The sequence below is a fragment of the Streptomyces sp. NPDC048411 genome, from assembly GCF_040704695.1.
GTDB lineage: Bacteria > Actinomycetota > Actinomycetes > Streptomycetales > Streptomycetaceae > Streptomyces.
The window spans coordinates 41,481-61,928 of the sequence record NZ_JBEZKL010000017.1 but is presented as its reverse complement, the minus strand read 5'-3'; the positions used below and the strand labels follow the sequence as shown (position 1 = coordinate 61,928).

Here is a 20,448-nt window from a genome sequence, read left to right as displayed (position 1 = left end):
CCCTCCCTCTCACGTGCCACGTGTGAACAAGCGCCCGATCAACTCGGGGTACGGGAGGCATGCCGGCGATCCGGCACGCTTCCCGATTGCTGTAGCCCTGCTGCATGAGCCGGGAGTATGCCTCCCGCTCCCGACTCAGCTTTCCGGGCCCTTGAGGGGTTCGGTCCCGCCGGATCTCGAAGTCCATTGCCACCCCTGAACCGGAGTGTTGTGACAGCCACTAGAACCCAAGGTCGACGGCCCGGCCTCTTGCGTGCGGACTGCCCTTACTTCGTCACGGCCTTCAGCGCGTTCACGATCCCCGCCCCGTAGAACCCGTTGTGGTTCTTGGACCCCTTGCACACGGCGTCGATCTTGCCGTCGGAGTTGATGTCGTACGGATCCGTGCACGGCGTGGCGTCGGCCTCGGAGTACAGCAGGGCCTTCACCTGGCCGGGGGTGGCGTGCGGGTGCGTCGACTTGATGAGGGCGGCCACCCCCGCGACGTGCGGGGATGCCATCGACGTGCCCATCTTGAAGCCCCACGTGCCGCCGGGCAACGTGCCGAGGATCCGACCATCGGTGGCCGGCGCGGCCGGGGGCTGGTAGAGGGGGGAGTCGCCGCCGGGCGCGGCGACGTCTATGACGTTGAGGCCGTAGTTGGAGAACGACGACTTGATGCCCTTCGCACCGGTCGCGGAAACGGTCACCACACCGGGCAGCTGGGTCGGTATGTCCAAGCACTTGTGCGGGTCGATCACCCGGTCGCGCGGCGTGCCGTCGTTCGGGGAGGCGGGGTCGGTGATGGAGCGCGCGTCCAGGTCGTGACTCTCGTTGCCCGCGGCCGCGACGTTGATCGTGCCCTTGTGCTCCGCGTACTGAGTGGCCCGGGTGGTGGCGTCGACGAGCGCCTTCTGGTCGGCGTCGTCGAGGCAGTTGAAGTTCCAGGGGTCGGTGTAATAGCTGTTGTTGGTGACGTCCACGTGGTGCTCGGCCGCCCAGACGAAGCCGCAGACCACGGCCTCGGTGTAGATGTAGTCCTCCGGGTTGGACACCTTGATGCCGGCGACCTGCACACCGGGCGCGACGCCGGTCATGCCGATGCCGTTCTTGGCGGCCGCGATCTCACCCGCGACATGCGTGCCGTGGGCGCTCTGCGACGACCCGCCCGGCCGCCAAGCCCCGTCGGTGGTGTCCGGCTTGCCCGACACGCAGTTGACGGACGCGTCGCGGTTGAAGTTTGGGGCGAGGTCGGGGTGGGTGTCGTCGACGCCGGTGTCGATGACGGCGACCGTGACGTCGCGGCTGCCGAGCGTCTTCTCGTGCGCCTTGTCCGCCTTGATGGCGGGCAAGTCCCACTGCAACGACTCCAGCGGGTCCTGGCCGTCGGCCGCCTGGGCGCTCGCGACCTCCTCGGCGCTGAGCACCCTCGGCGTGCCGACGTCGGTCGCCGACTGCACGGCAAGGGGCGCGGTGCGGGTGGCTCCGGCCGACTGCACGCCCGGAACCTTGCGGATGGCCCGGGCGAAGTCGGGGTTCGAGGAGTGGACGACGATCACGCCGATCTGGCCGTACGCGATGACGATCGTGCCGCCCGCGTCCGCGATGGCCTTCTTCACCATCGTGGACGGGCCTTGTCCTGTGGCGACGTTGACGATGTAGCTGAGGGAGGTCGCGTCGGCCGTCGTGGCCGTCGGGGCCGGCTCGGCCGCCGACGCCGTGACGTTGGGCAGGAAGGTGAGGGCGGTCGCCATGACCATCCCCAGCGGCAGGGCAACAAGACGACGGGAGCGCGTGCGGGGCGGTGTCATAGAGGTCTCCAGTTGGTTCGCGGTACGGGTGGTATGACGCGTGCGGAGGCTCAACGAGTTGATCGGCGGGGATACTTGACCGCCCGCACAGCACCCTCTGCTCACCTCAGCATGCTGCGCGCCCCGCGCTCCCTGCCAAGCCCGATCGTGGTCGCCCGCTGACGCGGTCAAGCACGCCGGTCCCCGACTGGTCCCCAAACATGATCAAGGGGCCGTTTCGGATACCTCCGAAACGGCCCCTGACCTGAGACTCTTCCGAGTGGGGACGACAGGATTTGAACCTGCGACCCCTTGACCCCCAACAATGCGCGTGGACTGGTTTGAAGACTTGTCACGCCGTTACGCGCCCCAGGCCGCGGTCATTGCCGATTCGCGAACGTTGAGGCCCCTACCCGCTCCGCAAGAGCTTGCTGATCCTGACGTTGACAGCGTCCACGATCAAGACCGGATAGACGCGGTCGACGGGACAGTCCGCCGTTGATCAGCCACTCCCCTCCTACGGGAGGTACGGTCCCCGCCGAAGCCAGTCCACCGCCTGGGCGGCGGCGAACCCGATGAAGGCGTCACGCTCGGGAACTCTCGATCGGGCGTCGACTGCCCTGGTGAAGACACCGACTGCGTACCGGCCGCCGTCCGGGTACTCCACCACGCCGATCTCATTGCGCAGCGAGGGCAGCGTTCCGGTCTTGCCGCTGATCCTGACGTCGTCGTCCGCGAAGCCGGAGCGCAGCCGGTGCGGCCATACCTGCAGTTCCAGCCAGCGCCGGACGTCGGCGCACGCCGCCGCGGGCGCTGCTTCGTCACGCCAGATCAGGCCCAGCAACCGGGTGCTTTCCGCGGCGGTGGTCCGGCAGGTCTCTTCGGGTGTCAACGCACGCAGCTTGGCGAGTTGTTCGGCCGGCAACGCAGCCAGGATCCGTTCGTCGTCCTGGTAGTCGATCCCGATGTCCTCGCCGATCGTGCGCAACAGCTCCCCGCAGTCGTGGGGGACGGCCGTGTGCGGGAGGTCGAGCCGCCGCAGCGTCTTGGCGACCGCGGCCTTTCCCACCTTTCCGAGGATCAGGTCTGTGGCGACGTTGTCGCTGATGCCGATCATCAGGACGGCCAGGTCGTACCAGGACATCGTGACGTCGTGGCGGAACGTCGCAAGGCCGTACGGGCTGGCGGTCGGATGTCCCGGTGCCACCACGATCCGCTCGGCGAGGTCGAATTCACCGTCGGCAGCCTGCCGGGCAAGTTCCACTGCCACGGGAACCTTGAACACGGACGCGGTGACCACCGGCTCCTCGGCGTCGATGCCCATCTGTCGCGGGCCGTCCAGATCGGCCGCGTGCAGCCAGACGCGGACGCCGACTTCCGCCGCTCGGGCGGTGATGATCGCGACCAGTTCCGATTCGGTGAGCATGGGGGACCCCTTCTGTCTGTCCGGTGTGGAAGTTCTGTCCGGACTGGATCTGTTCGCTGGTGCGCCGACCGACTACTTGGTGCCGCTCGACGGGAAGTTGAACTGTTCGGCGCGCTGTGGGACCCAGAACGCGAGCACCGCGGTGAGCAGCGTGGTGCCGATCAGGAAGCCGAACGCCGCTGTGTAGGAGAACGCGTCTGCCAGCCAGCCCATCGCCAGCGGCGCGATCACGCCGGCGACCTGGCCGCCGAAGTTCGTCATCCCGGCACCGAGACCGGCCACCGCCGTGGGAAGCACCCGCAGCGGAAGGCCGAAGACGCACATCGTCGCCATCCCGAACACTCCGACGGCCAACGTCTCGTAGACCGTGAATGTCGCTGCGCTGCCCGCCGACACCATCAGGGCGAGCAGGACCGAGGTCACCGTCGCGATGGACACCAGGTACCACCTGGCCTTGTCGTGGAAGTACCGATCGAACAGCCAGCCGCCGAAGATGGTCGTCGCGAAGCCCACCAGACTCGGGATCGCCGACAGCACCCCGGTCGCGTTCAGCGACAGGTGTCTGGCTTCGAGCAGGTAGCTGGGCACCCAGGTGACCAGGCCGTAACTGAGCATGTTCATCGCGCAGAACAGCACCGCGAACTTCCACACGGCCGGGGACTTCAGCACTTGCGCACGCGAGACTTCGGGCGTCGCCATTGCCGTTTGCGGGAGCCGGCTGAGCCGGTCCGGCAACGCCTTGGGCAGGAGCGCCCACAGCCCGATGCCGATGGCGGCGCCACAACCCGCCATCCAGAGGAAGGTGTGTCTCCAGCCGATGGCTGTCAGTAGTGGGGCGACGAGCAGAGGGGCAAGGCCGGCGATCCCACTGGCGGACAACATCACGCTGGTGGCGGTCCCCCGTCTCTCCGGTGTCGTCCGTTCCGCGATGGCTTTGAACGACGCCGCCGGGAAGGCCCCCTGACAAGCACCGAACAGGCCACGGAACAGCAGGAGCAGACCGAAGGTGCCGGCCATCCCGGTCAAAGCGGTGAACAGCGACCACAGCACGAGCGTGATCAGCATCGGATGGCGGGAGCCATACCGATCGGCCAGGTAGCCGGCCGGTATCTGACAGATCATGTAGACCAGCGCGAAGACGGTTACCAGCGAGCCCTGCGCGGTCTTGCCGAGATGGAACTCCTCTCCAATCGATGGAAGAGCCATGCTGATGGAGAAACGGTCGATGTAGTCGATCGACCAGGCGCACAGCATGACAACCATCGTGATCGTTGCTGTCCGGTTGACCCGTTCAGGTGTCCAGGTGTCCTCGGTGACCACCGCGGTCATGGCTACCTCCGTCCGCTGCGTCGGGGTTGATGGCCCATCCTGGACATCAGGCGATGGAGCGGGTTCGTGGAGTTCCACAAACCTTCAGGTGAGGTTCGGGCGGTGCGGACGAACGTTGACTCGATGCGGTGTCCGGCTTCTGCTCATGGTGCCGGTTGGGTGGAGCCGGAGTTGCAGCATCGCCGCGAACCGCTCGCCAGGGTCGTCGAGGTTGATCTCACCGACCTCTGCGACCCGTCGCAGTCGGTACCGGAAGGTGTTGGGGTGCACATATGCCGCGGCGGACGCGGCGGCCACGTCGCCGAAGGCGTCCAGCCAATGCCTCAGCGTGTCGACGAGTTGCGACTGATGCCGGGCGTCGTAGTCGAGCAGGCGGGCGACGGGCCCGGTCGCCACGGCCCCGCGCGCGGCGGCCAGATCGGCGAGGTCCAGCATGAGCGCCTCGACGTGGACGTCCTCCGCTGTGGCCACCCGCCGGGCGCCCCCGTTGGTGAGCAGCACCCGCAGCGCCCGGTCCGCGCCGTCGCGCGAGCGGCTGAGTCCGGAGCCGTCGAGTGCGGGCGGGCCGATGCCGATCGCCGCGTCCGCGCGCTGCCCGATGCGCTCCAGGAAGGTCGACGCGACGCGGATCGACCGCTCCTGGCAGTCCGCCTGGACTCCCGGCATCGGCACGATGCCGTAGGCCACGTCGCCCACCAGCGCCACGGCCGAGCGCGCCTGGACCGCACTCAGGTGCATGGCCAGCGCGTCCGCGACCCGCTGACGATCCACGACCCGGCGCAGACCGTCCTCCGTCGACGGCTCGGCGTCCGGACCGCCGAACAGACCCAGTGCCAGCACGATCGCGGGCTGCCCCACCAGCCCGAGCCGCGCAATCGCCTCCGTTGCCCCCGCGCCGCCTTCGAGCGCGGTGCTCACCAGGTCGGCACGCAGGCGGCGTTCGACATCGGCGCCCGCACGCAGACGCAGCATGTGGAGTGCGACGAGCTTGCCCGCGTCGATCAGCGCCTGCGTCCGCTCTTTGGACAAGGGCCCGGGCACCGCCGCCCAGATCGAGCCAAGGATCTCGTCGCCGGCCCGCACAGCCAGCGCCACCCGGGGAACGGTCATCGTCTCGTCGTGAAGCGGATCGACGTACACGGGCTCATGGCCGCGATGGAGACGCTCGAAGACACCGTTGCGCGCCAGGTCGAGCGTGAACCGTTCCGGTACCTGGCGGCCCAGGATCGTCTCCACTCGGGACTGGTCGGCCTCGTCCTGGCGGCCGGAGAAGGCGAGCACCCGTGAGCTGCGGTCCTCGATGGTGACTGGTGCGTCCAGCAGCGCGGCCACGGCGTTGGCCAACGCGAACAGGTCGCCCGACGGCATGCCGCCCAGCGTCTGCGGTGAGATGTCGCCGATGTCTCCCTCGACGAGCAGGGTGCGGAGCATGGCGGCCACCTGCGCCCACGAGGCGCCTCGGGTGAGTCCGAGCAGTGCGACGCCGGACTCGTCGGCGGCCCGCCGGATTTCCGCGGTCACGGTGAAGGGTGACCGGACGACGAGCGCCGCAGCGCCCTTGCGGCCGAGTTCGTACAGGAGGCGGACCACGTCGTCCGGTTCGTGGACGCCCACCCCCAGGACGACGGTCTGGGCGAAGAACTGGGCCTCGTCGAGCGGGTCGTGGATGACTACGCCGCTCAGTTGCCGGCGCGTGCCCCCGCCGCCGGCGATCGACTCCAGCAACACGTCCCCGAGGTCTTCGAGAACGCGTGCCAGGCTTGTGTATGAGTTGCCAGACGTCGGTGTCAGCACCTCCCAAAGGTAACTCCGGTCACACCGGAACCTGTTGGTCCGATCCGACCGGATTTCACGGCGAGTTCGTCGCGTGCTACGAACCGAGCCACACCGTCGAGGTGGTGACCTCCGCCAGCAGGTCGGGAATCGGGGTGACACCGAGGCCCGGCCCCTGGGGCACGGACAGGTGTCCGTCCTTCAGGACGAACGGTTCCGTGATGTCGGTCCGGTAGAACCGGTCCGACGCCGAGGTGTCGCCGGGCAGGGTGAACCCCGGCAGCGAGGCGAGCGCGACGTTGGCCGCCCTCCCGAGCCCGGTCTCGATCATGCCACCGCACCACACGGGGATCCCGTGGGCGGCGCAGACGTCGTGCACCCGCCGTGCCTCGAGGTAACCACCGACCCGGCCGGGTTTGATGTTCACGATGCGACAGGCACCCAGCGTGATCGCGTCGGCAGCGGAACGGGCGGACACGATCGACTCGTCGAGGCAGATCGGCGTGCGGATGCGACGGGCCAGCTCGGCGTGGCCCAGGAGGTCCTCCTCGTCCAGGGGCTGCTCGATGAGGAGGAGCTCGAAGGGGTCCAGACGGGCGAGCTGGGACACGTCGGACAGCGTGTACGCCGTGTTGGCGTCGACCTGCAGCAGCACATCGTCGCCGAAGCGCTCCCTCACCGCTCGCACCGGCTCGACGTCCCAGCCGGGTTCGATCTTCAGCTTGATCCGCACGTAGCCGGCGTCGAGATAACCGCCTACGACGTCCAGGAGTTGTGGGACGGAGTCCATGATGCCCACCGAAACCCCGCAGGGCACGGAGTCCCGGGTGGACCCGAGCGCGGTGGCGAAGGACAGGTCGTGTGCTCGGAGTTCAGCGTCGAGCACGGCCATTTCAAGTGCGGCCTTCGCCATCCGATGACCCTTGAACCTGGCCAGGCGGGGCGCGACCAGGCTCCCGGTGACCTCGCCCTCCATCAGGGCCGGGACCAGGAAGTTCTGCAGCACGTGCTCAGCCCCGTCGACGTACTCCGAGGAGTAGAGCGGCTCCCCCATGGTGACGCACTCGCCCCAACCCTCGCCATTCGGTGTCACGACTCGTATGAGCAGCAGTTCCCGTACGTTCTGCGTACCGAACGACGTCCGGAACGGCGCCACCAAAGGCATCTGGACACGCAGAAGTTCCACACCACTGGGCTTCACGACGACTTCTCCCTCGAGACCACGTACCAGCCGGCACGATCGAATCCGATGACCCTGGCTTCCTCCGCCATCAGGCCTCCCAACACCTCACGCAGCGCGACGCGCCACGCCTGGCCCTTGTCCGGGTCCGTGCGCCGCAGTGTCTCGATGTCGGGCGGCACGGCGACGAGCACGACCGGCCCGTCGGCCACTGCGGTCAGCACCCCCCCGTCAGGGGCGACCGACAGGGCAGGAGCCGCACCGCGCCCTCGCAGCGCGTCGACTTCGACTCGGGCAGCCTCGCCGAGCGAAGCGGCGGACGCCGCCGGGCCGAAAAGCTCCCAACGGACCATCAGCCGGTCCGTGTCACCGGCGCCGTTGATGCCGTCGCGCATCGGCCCGTAGAAGTCGGGCAGGTAGCGCGCCGGGCCGGCGCCGAGTTTGGCCAGGTTGAAATACGCGTTCCGCCGCACCAGGGGATCGAATGTCCAAGTGATCAGCGAGACGTCCTGGCGCAACGCCCAGGCGCGCTGGTGCAGTTTGAGGGCGAATCCGATCCCCCGCCCGAGCCCTCGCGGTGCCACGCCGGCGATGTGGCTGTGCAGGCTCGCCTTGGCCGGGCTGCCGAAGAAGCCGAGGCAGGCTCCCAGCAGCTCCTCCCCTTCGTACGCGCCCGCGACATAGTTCCCCGCGGCGGCCATCGCCCGCAGCAGCTCTGTCGTCACCGGTTGGGCACCGGCACCCGGCTGCCAGATCGATGCGAAGAGCCGGCAGACCTCGGTCAGGTCGGACACCTCGGTCAGGTCCCGGATTTCCACACGTGAGGCGGCGGCAGCAGCGGCCGCGGCGGCCAGCGCAGCTGCGCTCACGGCCGGGGAAACCAGGCCTGACTCATATGCCGCAAGATCTGTCACGGGACTTTCCTTTCCGGGCTTACCGGGTGGGTCACCGTGGTGCCGCACCAGGGTTGCCCGCCACGTTCGTCGTAGCGCACAGAGTTCATTTCGCCAGCACGGCGTCGATCAGGGCGGTGAGCAGGGCGGTGCGCCGTGGCAGTTCGGCGACGACGACGTGTTCGTCGTCCGCGTGCGCACCGCCGCCCACGCCGCCGAGGCCGTCGAGGGTGGGGATCCCGAGGCCGGCGGTGAAGTTCCCGTCCGAGGCGCCACCGACAGCGGCGGCGGTGAGAGCTCCGAGGCCGAGTTCGGCAGCGGCCTTTGTAGCGAGGTCGAACAGCCCCGACGACGCGTCCGCCTGCAGCGGCGGGCGGTTGATGCCGCCCGAGATCCGGATCCGCGAGCCCTCGAGTACGGGGCGGAGGTCCCGCACGGCCCGGTCGACCCGCCACTGCTCCGCCTCGTCCCACACACGTACGTCGACCGCCAAGCTGGCGCCTGCGGGAACCGTGTTGGTCGTCGTGCCGGCGGAGAGTGCCGTCGGCACGACGGTGGTGCCCCGCCCGGCGTCGGCCAGTGCGGTGACGGCGAGGATCTGGTGTGCCGCCTCCACTCCGGCGTTCACGCCCTTCTCCGGTTCGAGCCCGGCGTGCGCGGCCCGGCCGTCCACTTCAATCCGGTACAGGGAGGCGCCTTTGCGGCGGCACTTCAACGCTCCGCCGCCTGCCGACGCCTCCAACACGAACACCGCGTCGCAGCCGCGAGCCTCTTCCTCGATCAGCCGCCGCGACGACAGCGAGCCGATCTCCTCGTCACCGGTGACCAGGATCGAAAGACCCGACCGGTTCCCGGCGGCAGCGGCGGCGTGCAGCGCCATCACGACACCCGCCTTCATGTCGAAGCAGCCCGGCCCGCGCAGCACTCCGTCCCGGACGGAATACGGGTGTGTCTCCAGCGATCCGATGGGCCACACCGTGTCGTGGTGTCCGAGCAGCAGCACACGCGGCGCCTCGCCGAACCGCCACCTCAGGTGCGTGCACCCGTCGATCACCACGCGATCCGGTTCCGTGTCCAGCAGCCTGCGCCCCAGTGCCGCCACGACGTCTGCGCTGCGGGCGACGGCTTCGTGATCGGACGACGGCGACTCGCACCGCACCAGGGTCTCGATGTCCGCGACGAGGGCCTCCACCGCCATGTCGGCGCGCGTCGCCGTCATCGCGGCTCACCTCGCAGCGGCTGTCCGGGAAGCGCGTCGACCTGCAGCTCCCCCGCACTGACCACCGGGACACCACCGACAAACAAGTGCCGCACGCCCACAGACGGCCGCGTGGGGTCGAAGTAGGTCGCGCAATCGGTGATCGCCGCGGGGTCGAGGACGACGATGTCGGCGTCCGCGCCGACCCCGAGGTGTCCCTTCGCCCGAGCGCCCGGCGCCACCTCCTCGAGGACCCGCGCCGGCAGGTGAGCACACCGCCGGAACGCCTCCGGCCAGTCCCAGGCACCGCTCTCCCGCACCATCACGCGCAGCGTCTTGGTGAACGTTCCCGCGGTGCGCGGGTGCGTCGTTCCCCCGGGCGGCAGTGGCCACTCGGTGCTGTCGCTGCTGCCGTCGGGCCAGTAGACGGGCATCGCGTCACTGGCGACAATCGCGTCCGGGAAGGCCAGCGCCTGGTGCAGCATCGCGAGCTCGCGCGGGTTGCCCTCGTCGAGAAACTCCAGAATGCAGGGCGCCCCGGGGTCGCTGTTCCGCAACTGCCGCAGGCGCCCCTCGTCGGCGATGCGCTCCCCCGATTCGAGCATCACGACACTCGACGGGGACAGGCCCTTCATCCGCAGGTGTTCGGCGTCGAGGAAGGCCGCTCCGATCGCCGTGCTGCCGGCCCCGTACGGGTAGGCCTCGACCGTCACCCGAGATCCCGACCGCCGTGAACCGTCCAACGCGCCGAGTACCCGGTCGATGTGGTGGCCCGAAGTACTGTTGACGTGGCAGTGGTGCATCGCTGCGCCGGTCTCGGCAGCGGCGATGACGATCTCCTCGGAGCCGTCTGCGGGAGTTCGGGGATCCACTTCGACCAGCTCGCGGACGTGGGTGTACGTCGGCACGCCGGCCTTCGCGGCAAGCCGGGCGACAGCAAGGAACTCGGCAGGCTCACTGTGGGGCGCGTACCCGAGGAGGACTCCGATGCCGAGCGCTCCGGCGCTCAGCTCACCCTCGATCAGGGCCAGCCACTCGGCGAGTTCACGATCGGTGGAGGAGCGCTGCCATGCGCGGTTTCCCAGCACCGCGAGGCCGCTCCCGATCTGGGCGTCGGGCTGGATTCCGGCGAGCACCTGGGCCCGGGCGCCACCCCACGAGGCGGAAAAGCCGTAGTGCAGCGGGCGTCCGGCCGCGGCGGCCTCGGCGTACGCACGCCCGATGGGCATGAGGCCCGCTTCCAGGTCGAGGGCCGTCGTCACGCCGTCCATGGCCTGCAGACGCTGCCCCGCGATGGAGTGCACGTGGCTGTGCAGGTCGACGAACCCCGGACCGACGACCAGACCCGTGACGTCAACCACCGCGCATCCCGGTGGCGCGTCGAGCCCTGCGGCGACGGCGCTGACCACGCCGCCGGACACGAGGACGTCGGCGATGCCGTCGAACCCTGTTCCCGGATCAATGACACGGCCGCCACGCAAAAGTGTCTGCATGCTTTCGTCTCCTCGTCGAGGACGCACTGGAGCACCTGCTGGTCTCCAGTACGACCCTAGGAGGGGGATCGGGCACCGCTGTTGGTCCAGGCCGACGAATCCGTGACGGCCTGTTCATACACCCCGACGAACCCGGCATGAAGTACTGCTTCTTCTCCAGGCTGGACATGCCCGGGCCGACCGAGGAGAACAGTGCCTGCCACCAAGGCGATTGCCGCGCCGGCGGGGGGTGCGGTGCGGCGCCTGTGAGGCCACGCGTTCCTGACCACCGATCTCGGAACGCTTCCGGGGCGCATTCGGCGGAGCTGGAGCGAAGAAGCCCGGATGGCCGGGATACGAGTGCTGTCGACGCCGTCCGCCCGTGGAACGCTGTGCCCCGGCGGGGCCGGAGGCCACCGTCCCGAGCCTCCGCCTGCAAATCCGGCCCGTTGGGAACCGGCGACGAACGCGAGGTGCCCATCTGGTGCTCAGCGACGAAGACGGCCGAGGCGTGCCGGCTGGATGCTCCTGGATGGCCCCGATCCCCACCATCCTCCGCAGGGCTGCCGTTTCCACCCCCGCTGCCTCGTCGGGCCGCGCACGAACGCCTCCCGTTCGGTGTGCCTGATCCTGGACCCGCAGCTCGGCGCGGCCGAGCGGCCCCACCGGGCCGCCTGCCACTTCGCCGACGACCTGGCGGCCGCCGGCGGCCTCATGGGGACCGGCCCGACCCTGGACGCCGCAGAAATTGCCGAAGAACCCGACGGCCCGTCGAACGGTGGGCACGCCTCGCTCGCCGCGGTGGCCGCCACCGATGAAGAGACCGCGATGAAGGAGCAACGTTGACACTGAACCAGACAGAACTGGGACGAAGGCTCGAAGAACTCGCCCGCGAGTACCGCGTACCCGGCGCCTCCCTGGCCGTCCACGCGGGCGGCCGGACCGTTCTCGCGGCGGCGGGCGTGCTCAACCAGGATACGGGAGTGGAGACCACGACCGACTCGCTGTTCCAGATCGGTTCCATCACCAAGACGCTGACCACCACCCTTGTGATGCAACTGGTGGACGAGGGGCTGCTCGACCTCGACGAGCCGGTGGTGAAGGTACTGCCGGAGTTCAAGGTGGCCGACCCGGACGTGACCGCGTCGGTGACGATGCGCCACCTGCTCACGCACACCAGCGGCATCCAGGGCGACGTCTTCACTGACGTCGGCCGCGGGGACGACGTGCTGGAGCGGTTCATGGCCCGGTGCGCGGATCTTGACCAGTCGCACCCCATCGGTGCCACCCAGTCGTACTGCAACACAGGCTTCGGTGTCGCCGGCCGGGTGATCGAGGTCCTGACCGGCAAGCTGTGGGACACCGCCCTGCGCGAGCGTCTCCTCGCCCCCCTGGGCATGGACCGCGCCTTCACCCTGCCCGAGGACGTGCTGCGCTTCCGGGCGGCCATGGGGCACCTGCCGGCGCCGGAGGGCGGAGCCGACGACTGGCCGCGACCCGCGCCGCGCTGGGACCTCCCACGCTCGGCCGGGCCGGCGGGCACCGTCGTCGCCACCGCCGAGGACCTCGTCACCTTCGCCCGTATGCACCTCGCTGACGGCGCCGCCGCGGACGGCACCCGTGTACTGTCCGCCACGTCCGCGCGCATGATGCGCGAGCCACAGGTGGCGGTGCCGGACCGCTGGACCCTCGCCGATCACTGGGGCCTGGGCTGGTTCCTGCCGACCTGGGAGGGCCGAACCCTTTACGGCCACGACGGCGGCACCATCGGCCAGAGCGCCTTCCTGCGCATCCTCCCCGACCGAGACGTCGTCATCGTCCTGCTCACCAACGGCGGACGCACCCGGGAGCTTTTCCGGGCGGTGGCGAACGAGGTACTCCCCGAGACCGCCGGGCTGCGCGTGCCCGGGCCGCCGCAGCCGCCCGCTGAGCCGATCCCCGTGGATCTCGCCGACTGGTACGGGAGCTACGAGCGGCACGGCGTGCGAATGGACCTCGCCCCGGGCGAGGACGGCACACCGGAACTCACCGTGACCATCATCGAGGGGCTGGCCGGTCTCGAGGAGCCACCGCACCGAATGCCGCTGACCGCCGTTGATCCGGATGTCGGCCTCTTCGTCACCCGGGAACAGGACTTCGGCGCGTGGACGCCCGTCGTCCTTCACACCCTGGGCGACGGCTCCCGCTACATCCACTTCCATGCTCGCGCCACGCCGAAGACCAGCTGAACAGGGAAGCGGGCCCGAACCGCCGGCAGCCGGATCCCAGGGGGTCCGGATGCCGGCGGTGCTTGGTACGGGTCGGCGTGCGGCCGCACCCGGACGCCGAGCGACGCGTCGGGACGTCAGCCAGTCGGCTGCGTCGCCCGGATGTGGTCGACGGCGGCGCGGGCCACGGTGCCGATGACGGCGTCGGCCGGAGGGTTCGCGTACGCCAGCGAATCGGGGCATGTGAAGACGGCGACGGCGTACCGGCCGCCGTCCGGGTACTCCACCACGCCGACCTCATTGCGGACGAACGGCATGGTCCCGGTCTTGCCCGCAACGGCCACCGTGTCGTCAGGGAAACCGCTGCGCAGCCGGTGCGGCCAGACCTGCAGCCCAAGGATGCGACGCATCGCCGCGCAGGCCTCGGCCGACGCCGCCTGGTCCCGCCAGATCATCGAAAGGAGGGTGGTGATCGAGCGAGGTGTCCCGCGAGTGGCAGACGGGATGTGCAGCACGCGGGAGGCTCGCAGCCGCTCGGCTTCCATGCCACTCAGGTGGAGGACGTCGGCGCCGCCGAGTTCTTCGTCGAATGCGTCGTAGATGTCCTGGCAATTCCCTTCCAGCCGAACCTCCTTCAGTCCCAGGCTGCTCATCCTGGTGTTGATGGCGTCGATGCCGAGCAGGTCGCACAGGACGTCCGTCGCCGCGTTGTCGCTCACGCTCATCATCCAGTAGGCCAGGTCGCGCAAGGAGACGTCGACCGGGTCGAGCATGACCGACAACCCGGTCGGACCTGGCGACCGGCCGGTCTCCTGCACCTGCAAGCGGCTGCTCAGGTCGACGGTGCCCTCGTCGGACCGGGCGTACAGCTCCACCAACACCGGGATTTTGAAGACACTGGCCAGGAGCACCGGGTTGTCCGCCCCGTACTCGAACTGCACACCGCTGTCGATGTCGACGGCGTGGACGAAGCCGCCGGATCCAGCCGCCGCGAACGCCTCGTCAATGGTGCGCCGGACCTGCTCAGGTTCGGCCTGCGCCCTGTCGCGGCCGCCGGGCGAACTGCCCGCCGTCGTCCTGCTCTCCTCCATGCCCCTGACCCCTTCCAGGATGTCGTGTTCACGCCGGGGCGCCCACCCATGTCATCCGTACCGGAAACGAGCAGAAGGTGGGCGCGGGAACAGCATGGGCACCAGGAAGGGCCGCGTCTTCATCGGCGGCGACGAAGACGGCAGTTGCGATGCGGTGGGTGAGCCATGGCGCCGGAGGCATCCGCCAGGGCACGGTGGAGGGTGGAGGCAGCGTGGACCGGACCGTGCGCGCGGCCTGGCAGGTCGCGGCGCGATACGCGACAGCCTGAGCAGCACGGGCGCACTGCTGCGCCACCGCTCGGTCCGACGGCTGCTGTTCGCGCAGTGGCTCCGGAGCACGGCTTCACTGAGGGTGCCCCCACATGATCGTTGGCCGTGCGCGTCGCAGTCGACCGCCGCCCGCTCTCACCAACGCATCAGGGACCCTCCGAAGAGAGCCCCTGATCTGCGTAAACTTCCGACATCACTGTCGGGACGACAGGATTTGAACCTGCGACCCCTTGACCCCCAGTCAAGTGCGCTACCAAGCTGCGCCACGTCCCGATGCTCGCCTGACCTGGGCTTTCCCCCTGGCCGAACGCGCATGAGAACAATACCGCACTTGAGCGGGTGCTCACGAACCCCTTTCCATGCTTGACCTCAACCATCCTTGAGGTTGAATGCTGGACGCATGACGATCAAGACCGGCGCTCCGGCGCACACATACCGTGACCTGAACCGTCTGATGAGCCTGATGACCGGCGACGAGAAGCACGGGCCCGCCGCCACCTCCACCCTCGACGCCCTCTGGGTTCTGTACGACCAGGTGCTGCGCGTCACCCCCGACACCGTCGACGCCCCGGACCGGGACCGGTTCCTGCTCTCCAAGGGGCACGGTCCGATGGCGTACTACGCCGTCCTCGCCGCACACGGCTTCCTCGACGAGGAGTTGCTGCCCGGGTTCGGGGGGTACGACTCACCGCTGGGGCATCACCCGGACCGCGTGCTCGTCCCCGGCGCCGAGATCGGCAGCGGTTCGCTGGGACACGGATTGCCGCTGGCTGTCGGCAGCGTGCTCGGGCTCCGGGCACAGGGGCTGACCCGCCCCCGGGTCTGGGTGTTGATCGGGGACGCCGAGCTGGACGAGGGCAGCAACCACGAGGCGATCGCCTACGCCGGACCGGCCGGACTCGAGCAGCTGCACACCCTGGTGATCGACAACGCCTCGGCAACCTTCGGGTGGCCCGGCGGCATCGCGTCCCGGTTCGAGGCGGCCGGCTGGTCGGCCGCGACCGTGGACGGCCGCGACCACGAGGCGCTGTACGCGGCATACACGGCACCGCATCCCGGGCAGCCACGGGCCGTGGTCGCCCGCGTCTCCCCCAAGAACTGACCCCCGCACCACCGCACACCAACGACTCAGCGATTCAGAACGAGGGAGAACCGACCCATGGACACCATGCGTGACCGCTTCATCACCACCGCGTCGCGGCTGCTGGACGATGACCCCAGGCTGGCCGTGGTACTGGCCGAGATCAGCCGGGACGGCTTCGACCGCGCCGCGCGCGCCCATCCGGACCGGGTGATCAATGTCGGCATCCGGGAGCAGCTGCTGGTCGGCGCGGGGGCCGGACTGGCACTGACCGGGATGCGACCCATCATGCATACGTTCGCCCCGTTCCTGGTGGAGCGGCCCTTCGAGCAGGTGAAGCTCGACTTCGGGCATCAGGGCGTGTCCGGGGTGCTGGTCAGCGCCGGAGGTTCGTACGACTGGCCCGCCGGCGGCGTCACCCACATGGCCCCCGGCGATGTCGCACTGATGGACACCCTCGACGGCTGGACGGTGCAGGTGCCGGGCCACCCCGACGAGGCGGAGGCCCTGCTGCGGCAGGCTGCCGCCGGGGAGGAAAAGGTCTACCTGCGGCTCTCACTCCAGCAGAACGAGCGGGCCCGGGCGGTCGGCGTCGGTACCGGGTTCACGCCGGTGCGGGAGGGGAGCAACGGGGCGGTGATCGCCGTCGGCCCCATGCTCGACAACGTCCTGGCAGCGACGGACGGCCTGGACGTGACGGTGCTGTACGCGACAACCGTGCGCCCCTTCGACGCGGCGGGACTCCGGCGCGCGGCCGGTGGCCGGAAGACGGCGGATGTGGTGATCGTCGAGCCGTACCTGGCGGGCACGTCGACGGGCGCCGCCAACGACGCGCTCGCCGATCTGCCGCACCGGGTGCTGGGGCTCGGGGTGGGCAAGGCGGAGCTTCGCCGGTACGGACAGATGGACGAACACCTCGCCGCACACGGCCTCGATCCGCACGGGCTGCGGGAGCGGATCACCGGCTTCCTGGGCGGCTGACCGGGGCGTGGGCGGCCGCGGCCGGTCGTATCCGCCGCCGGCGTGCGGTCGGAATCGACCGTAGCGCCCAGCACCGACAATCGCCCGGGGCCCGGCCGCCGCCCCGGGCCGTCGGCAGCCGGGCCGCACTTGCCTCACAGCAGAGTCACAGAGGGCCCTGCCGACCCATTGACCCCGTGGAAGACGTGAACCTAGTCTGAACGGCGTACTCCAGAAAGCGCTTTCTATACCCCGCAGTCGACACTACCGCACAGGGAGCGCCCATGAGTCACCATCCGTTCAGCAGAGATCCGTCGCGAGGATTACCCTCACCCGTCCTCGCCCTCACCGCACTTCTCGCCCTGGTCCTCGGCCTGTTGGTGGCCTCGCCGCCTCGCGCCCAGGCGGCCCCGTTCCGGGTCCTGGTCTACTCCGAGGTCACCAACTTCAGGCACGACTCGATCCCGGCGGGGATCGAAGCGATCAAGAAGCTCGGTGCCGAGAACGGCTTCGACGTGGAGGCCACCGACGACTCGGCCGTCTTCAATGACACCGATCTCGCCCGCTTCCAGGCCATCGTCTTCAACAACACCAACTCCACTCCGCAGACTGGTGACTTGCTGAATGCCGACGAGCGGGCCGCCCTGCAGAAGTACATCCGTGCGGGCGGCGGCTGGGTCGGGCTGCATGCCGCCTCGGCGAGTGAGCGCGACTGGGACTGGTACGAGGGCCTGGTCGGCGCGATCTTCGATCAGCATCCCGCCGTGCAGACCGGCCGGGTCAAGGTGCTCGACCATGCGCACCCCTCCACCAAGGGCCTTCCGGACCTCTGGGAACGTACGGAGGAGTGGTACAACTGGCGTACCAATCCGACCTCCAAGGTGCACACGCTCGCGCAGATCAAGGTGCGCGACGGCATCACCGGTCTGAACGAGGGCGTGGACCATCCGTGGTCCTGGTGCCAGAACTACGACGGCGGCCGCTCCTGGTTCACCGCCGGCGGCCATGCCTCGTCTGCCTTCCAGGAGGAGGGCTTCGTCAAGCATCTGCTGGGCGGCATCGAGTGGGCCGCAGGCGCCAAGTCCGGTGACTGCACAGCGACTCGGACCGGTTCGTTCCAGCGCACGGCACTGGCCACCAGCGACCTCGCCGACCCGTTCGAGCTGGCGGTCGCCCCGGACCGCCGGGTGTTCTTCGCCCAGCGCACCGGGAAGCTCAAAGTCATCGACCAGCAGACCATGAAGGTCACGACGGCGCTGGACTTCGCGTACACGCCGGAGATGACCAGCCAGTCCGACGGATTGCTCGGTCTCGCGCTCGATCCGGGCTTCGCCACGAACAACTGGCTCTATCTGCTGCATTCCGACAAGACCGAGAAACGGCTCAACCTCTCCCGCTTCACGGCCACCGGCAACACGGTCGACCCCGCCTCGGAGAAAAGGCTGCTGACCATTCCGACCTGGCGCGGCGAGGGCCGGGCCAACTCCCATATGGCCGGTTCGCTCGCCTTCGACAAGGACGGGAATCTGTACGCGGCGACGGGTGACAACACCGACCCGTTCGCCTCGGACGGTTTCAGCCCGATCGACGAGGGCGAGGGCCGCCGCGCCTGGGACGCCCAGGGCACGGCGGGCAATACGAACGATCTGCGTGGCAAGATCCTGCGCATCACCCCGAAGGACGACGGCACATACACCGTCCCCGAGGGCAATCTCTTCGCACCCGGTACGGAGAAGACCCGTCCGGAGATCTATGCGATGGGGATGCGCAACCCGTTCCGGATCACCACGGATCCGGTGAGCGGCGCGCTGATGGTCGCCGACTACGGCCCGGACGCCAAGGCCGCGGTCGCCGATCGCGGGCCGGAAGGCACGGTCGAGTACACCCGGATCACCAAGGCGGGGAATTTCGGCTGGCCGTACTGCATCGGCAACAACACCCCCTTCAACGACTACGACTTCACAACGAGGACGTCCGGTCCGAAGTTCGACTGCGCGGCGCTCGTCAATGATTCGCCGAACAACACCGGGTTGCGGAATCTGCCGCCCGCGCAGCCCGCGACGGTCTGGTACGCCTACTCCGCATCCGCCGAGTTCCCGGAGCTCGGGACCGGCGGCGGTGGCCCGATGAGCGGTCCGGTCTACGACTACGACCCCGAGAACTCGTACCGCACCAAGTTCCCCGAGTACTTCGAGGGGAAGTGGTTCACCTACGAGCTGACCCGGCAGTGGTTCAAGACGTTCTCCTTCCAGCAGAAGGACCAGACGTTCACCAATCCGCGGTTCGCTCCCGTCAAGGCCGGTGAACTCCAGTCGATCAACGGCGTCTTCGCGGACATGAAGTGGAACCAGCCGTTCGATGCCGACTTCGGTCCCGACGGGGCGCTGTACGTCATCGACTTCGGGCTCGGCAGCGGCACCGGCCGCGGCGGCAGCAACGAGGGGGCGGGCATCTACCGGATCGACTACGTCGGTGACGGACGGCTGCCCGACGCGAAGATCACCGCGAGCCGGGACAACGGTCCGGCGCCGCTCACCGTCGCGTTCTCCAGCGCCGGCTCCGGGCTTCCGGACGGCCGGCCGGTCACGTATGCCTGGGACTTCGACGGCAACGGCACCACGGACTCGACGGAGCCGAACCCCTCGTACACATACCACACCAAGGGGCTCACCACGGCACGGCTGACCGTCACCGGGCCCGGTGGTCTGACCGCGCAGGCGGTGCGGGACATCACCGTCGGCAATACCCGGCCCGAAGTGACGATCAAACAGCCGCCGAACGGGGGGATGTTCAGCTTCGGCGACACCATCCCGTTCACGGTGAAGGTGAAGGACAAGGAGGACGGGAGGAACGGACTGCCGATCGACTGCTCGCGGGTGGTCGTGCAGTCGCAGCTCGGCCATGACACGCATCTGCATCCGCTCGACAACTACACCGGCTGTGTGGGCGAGATCGTCACGGATGCCGGGGACAGCCACGGTCCGGGCCAGAATCTGTACTACGGGATCACCGCCCGCTACGAGGACAAGGGCGCCCCGGACGCCCCGGCGCTCACCGGCTCGACCTCATTGACGCTGCGCACCGCGTTCCGTGAGGCGGAGCACTTCACGACGACGGGCGGAGCGCACGGCGGGGTGGTGGTCGGCAACAGGGCCGACGCCTCCGGCGGGAAGCGGCTGACGGAGATCGAGGACGGTGACTGGATCAGCTTCGATCCGGTGCATCTGAAGAACATCGACTCGGTGACGGTCGGCGCGGCCTCCGGCGGGATCGGTGGCAGTGTCGAGTTCCGGGCCGGTTCCCCGACGGGGCAGCTGCTCGGGAAGGTGACCGTGCCGAACACCGGGGACTGGGGCAAGGTCGTCTCACCGACCACGGACCTGGAGGACCCTGGGAGCAGCGTGAAGCTGTACGCGGTGTTCACCAACCCGCAGTGGTCGAGCGACAAGGCCGACCTGTTCGCCGTGGACTGGCTGCACTTCAACGGGTCCGGCGTCGAGAAGAAACCCGGTACGCAGGTCACGGTGAAGGCGGACCCAGCCACAGGCAGCTCGCCACTCGCCGTCGCGCTGAGCAGTGCGGTCAAGCCGGCGGCCGGGCGCACGATCACCTCCTACCACTGGGACTTCGGCGACAACGTCAAGCCCGCAGGGCCCGAGGGCGCCATGGCGACACACACCTACGGCCGCAAGGGTGCCTACACCGCGCATCTGACGGTCACCGACGACAAGGGCGACACAAGCACCGGTTCCATCCGCATCGACGTGAGCTGAGCGACGTCGGCTGAGAGGAGAGAGAC

At 69.1% G+C, this 20,448-nt stretch carries 14 protein-coding genes and 1 tRNA gene; 5 read left to right on the top strand and 10 right to left on the bottom strand.

Annotation, left to right across the window (positions count from 1 at the left end; translation table 11 throughout):
* Positions 1–266: 266 nt before the first annotated feature.
* The 8 genes from AB0915_RS09450 to AB0915_RS09415 all read right to left on the bottom strand — a co-directional run bounded on the left by AB0915_RS09450 (position 267) and on the right by AB0915_RS09415 (position 11,061).
* Positions 267–1,790 (bottom strand): S8 family serine peptidase, encoded by a 1,524-nt coding sequence (locus AB0915_RS09450; RefSeq protein WP_366690514.1) that lies wholly within the window; start codon positions 1,788–1,790, stop codon positions 267–269.
* Positions 1,791–2,286: 496 nt separating this feature from the next.
* Positions 2,287–3,195 carry a serine hydrolase gene (locus AB0915_RS09445; RefSeq protein ID WP_366690513.1) on the bottom strand — a complete coding sequence of 303 codons (909 nt, stop codon included), beginning with the start codon at positions 3,193–3,195 and terminating at the stop codon, positions 2,287–2,289.
* Positions 3,196–3,267: 72 nt separating this feature from the next.
* Positions 3,268–4,524, bottom strand: a complete 1,257-nt coding sequence (locus tag AB0915_RS09440; protein ID WP_366690512.1) for an MFS transporter — start codon at positions 4,522–4,524, stop codon at positions 3,268–3,270.
* A gap of 84 nt (positions 4,525–4,608) precedes the next feature.
* A complete protein-coding gene (locus tag AB0915_RS09435; RefSeq protein WP_366690511.1) occupies positions 4,609–6,318 on the bottom strand; it encodes a helix-turn-helix domain-containing protein in 1,710 nt (569 codons plus the stop codon).
* Between the two features lie 76 nt (positions 6,319–6,394).
* Positions 6,395–7,498, bottom strand: a complete 1,104-nt coding sequence (menC, locus tag AB0915_RS09430; protein ID WP_366690510.1) for an o-succinylbenzoate synthase — start codon at positions 7,496–7,498, stop codon at positions 6,395–6,397.
* The gene (locus tag AB0915_RS09425; protein ID WP_366690509.1) at positions 7,495–8,346 is read right to left on the bottom strand and encodes a GNAT family N-acetyltransferase; all 852 of its coding nucleotides are present in this window, start codon (positions 8,344–8,346) and stop codon (positions 7,495–7,497) included. The genes menC and AB0915_RS09425 overlap by 4 nt, the downstream gene beginning before the upstream one ends.
* A gap of 130 nt (positions 8,347–8,476) precedes the next feature.
* Positions 8,477–9,589: a M20 family metallopeptidase gene (locus AB0915_RS09420; protein WP_366690508.1), complete on the bottom strand. Its 1,113-nt coding sequence runs from the start codon at positions 9,587–9,589 to the stop codon at positions 8,477–8,479.
* A complete protein-coding gene (locus tag AB0915_RS09415) occupies positions 9,586–11,061 on the bottom strand; it encodes an amidohydrolase family protein (RefSeq protein ID WP_366690507.1) in 1,476 nt (491 codons plus the stop codon). The genes AB0915_RS09420 and AB0915_RS09415 overlap by 4 nt, the downstream gene beginning before the upstream one ends.
* Positions 11,062–11,562: 501 nt before the next feature.
* Here AB0915_RS09415 and AB0915_RS09410 point away from each other — a divergent pair.
* Together AB0915_RS09410 and AB0915_RS09405 are read left to right on the top strand one after the other, a co-directional pair.
* Entirely contained in the window at positions 11,563–11,886 is a 324-nt protein-coding gene (locus AB0915_RS09410) for a hypothetical protein (protein ID WP_366690506.1), read from the top strand.
* Positions 11,883–13,268 carry a serine hydrolase domain-containing protein gene (locus AB0915_RS09405; RefSeq protein ID WP_366690505.1) on the top strand — a complete coding sequence of 462 codons (1,386 nt, stop codon included), beginning with the start codon at positions 11,883–11,885 and terminating at the stop codon, positions 13,266–13,268. The genes AB0915_RS09410 and AB0915_RS09405 overlap by 4 nt, the downstream gene beginning before the upstream one ends.
* Positions 13,269–13,384: 116 nt before the next feature.
* Here the strand turns inward: AB0915_RS09405 and AB0915_RS09400 are convergent, their stop codons facing one another.
* Entirely contained in the window at positions 13,385–14,338 is a 954-nt protein-coding gene (locus tag AB0915_RS09400; RefSeq protein ID WP_366690504.1) for a serine hydrolase, read from the bottom strand.
* 469 nt (positions 14,339–14,807) lie between these two features.
* Positions 14,808–14,881: transfer RNA gene (locus tag AB0915_RS09395), tRNA-Pro, on the bottom strand.
* A 127-nt stretch (positions 14,882–15,008) separates the two neighbouring features.
* On the opposite strand from AB0915_RS09395, the gene AB0915_RS09390 reads away from it, so the two are divergent.
* The 3 genes from AB0915_RS09390 to AB0915_RS09380 all read left to right on the top strand — a co-directional run bounded on the left by AB0915_RS09390 (position 15,009) and on the right by AB0915_RS09380 (position 20,422).
* The gene (locus AB0915_RS09390) at positions 15,009–15,710 is read left to right on the top strand and encodes a transketolase (protein WP_366690503.1); all 702 of its coding nucleotides are present in this window, start codon (positions 15,009–15,011) and stop codon (positions 15,708–15,710) included.
* A 57-nt stretch (positions 15,711–15,767) separates the two neighbouring features.
* A complete protein-coding gene (locus AB0915_RS09385; RefSeq protein WP_366690502.1) occupies positions 15,768–16,670 on the top strand; it encodes a transketolase in 903 nt (300 codons plus the stop codon).
* Positions 16,671–16,933: 263 nt separating this feature from the next.
* Complete coding sequence (locus tag AB0915_RS09380) at positions 16,934–20,422, top strand: ThuA domain-containing protein (protein ID WP_366690501.1); 3,489 nt, start codon at positions 16,934–16,936, stop codon at positions 20,420–20,422.
* The last annotated feature ends 26 nt before the right edge of the window (positions 20,423–20,448 follow it).

Coding starts and splice junctions, on each gene's coding strand:
- AB0915_RS09400 (WP_366690504.1), bottom strand. CDS start 14,338: ATGGAGGAGAGCAGGACGACGGCGGGCAGTTCGCCCGGCGGCCGCGAC.
- AB0915_RS09420 (WP_366690508.1), bottom strand. CDS start 9,589: ATGACGGCGACGCGCGCCGACATGGCGGTGGAGGCCCTCGTCGCGGAC.
- AB0915_RS09390 (WP_366690503.1), top strand. CDS start 15,009: ATGACGATCAAGACCGGCGCTCCGGCGCACACATACCGTGACCTGAAC.
- AB0915_RS09450 (WP_366690514.1), bottom strand. CDS start 1,790: ATGACACCGCCCCGCACGCGCTCCCGTCGTCTTGTTGCCCTGCCGCTG.
- AB0915_RS09385 (WP_366690502.1), top strand. CDS start 15,768: ATGGACACCATGCGTGACCGCTTCATCACCACCGCGTCGCGGCTGCTG.
- AB0915_RS09380 (WP_366690501.1), top strand. CDS start 16,934: ATGAGTCACCATCCGTTCAGCAGAGATCCGTCGCGAGGATTACCCTCA.
- AB0915_RS09440 (WP_366690512.1), bottom strand. CDS start 4,524: ATGACCGCGGTGGTCACCGAGGACACCTGGACACCTGAACGGGTCAAC.
- AB0915_RS09445 (WP_366690513.1), bottom strand. CDS start 3,195: ATGCTCACCGAATCGGAACTGGTCGCGATCATCACCGCCCGAGCGGCG.
- AB0915_RS09410 (WP_366690506.1), top strand. CDS start 11,563: ATGCTCCTGGATGGCCCCGATCCCCACCATCCTCCGCAGGGCTGCCGT.
- AB0915_RS09415 (WP_366690507.1), bottom strand. CDS start 11,061: ATGCAGACACTTTTGCGTGGCGGCCGTGTCATTGATCCGGGAACAGGG.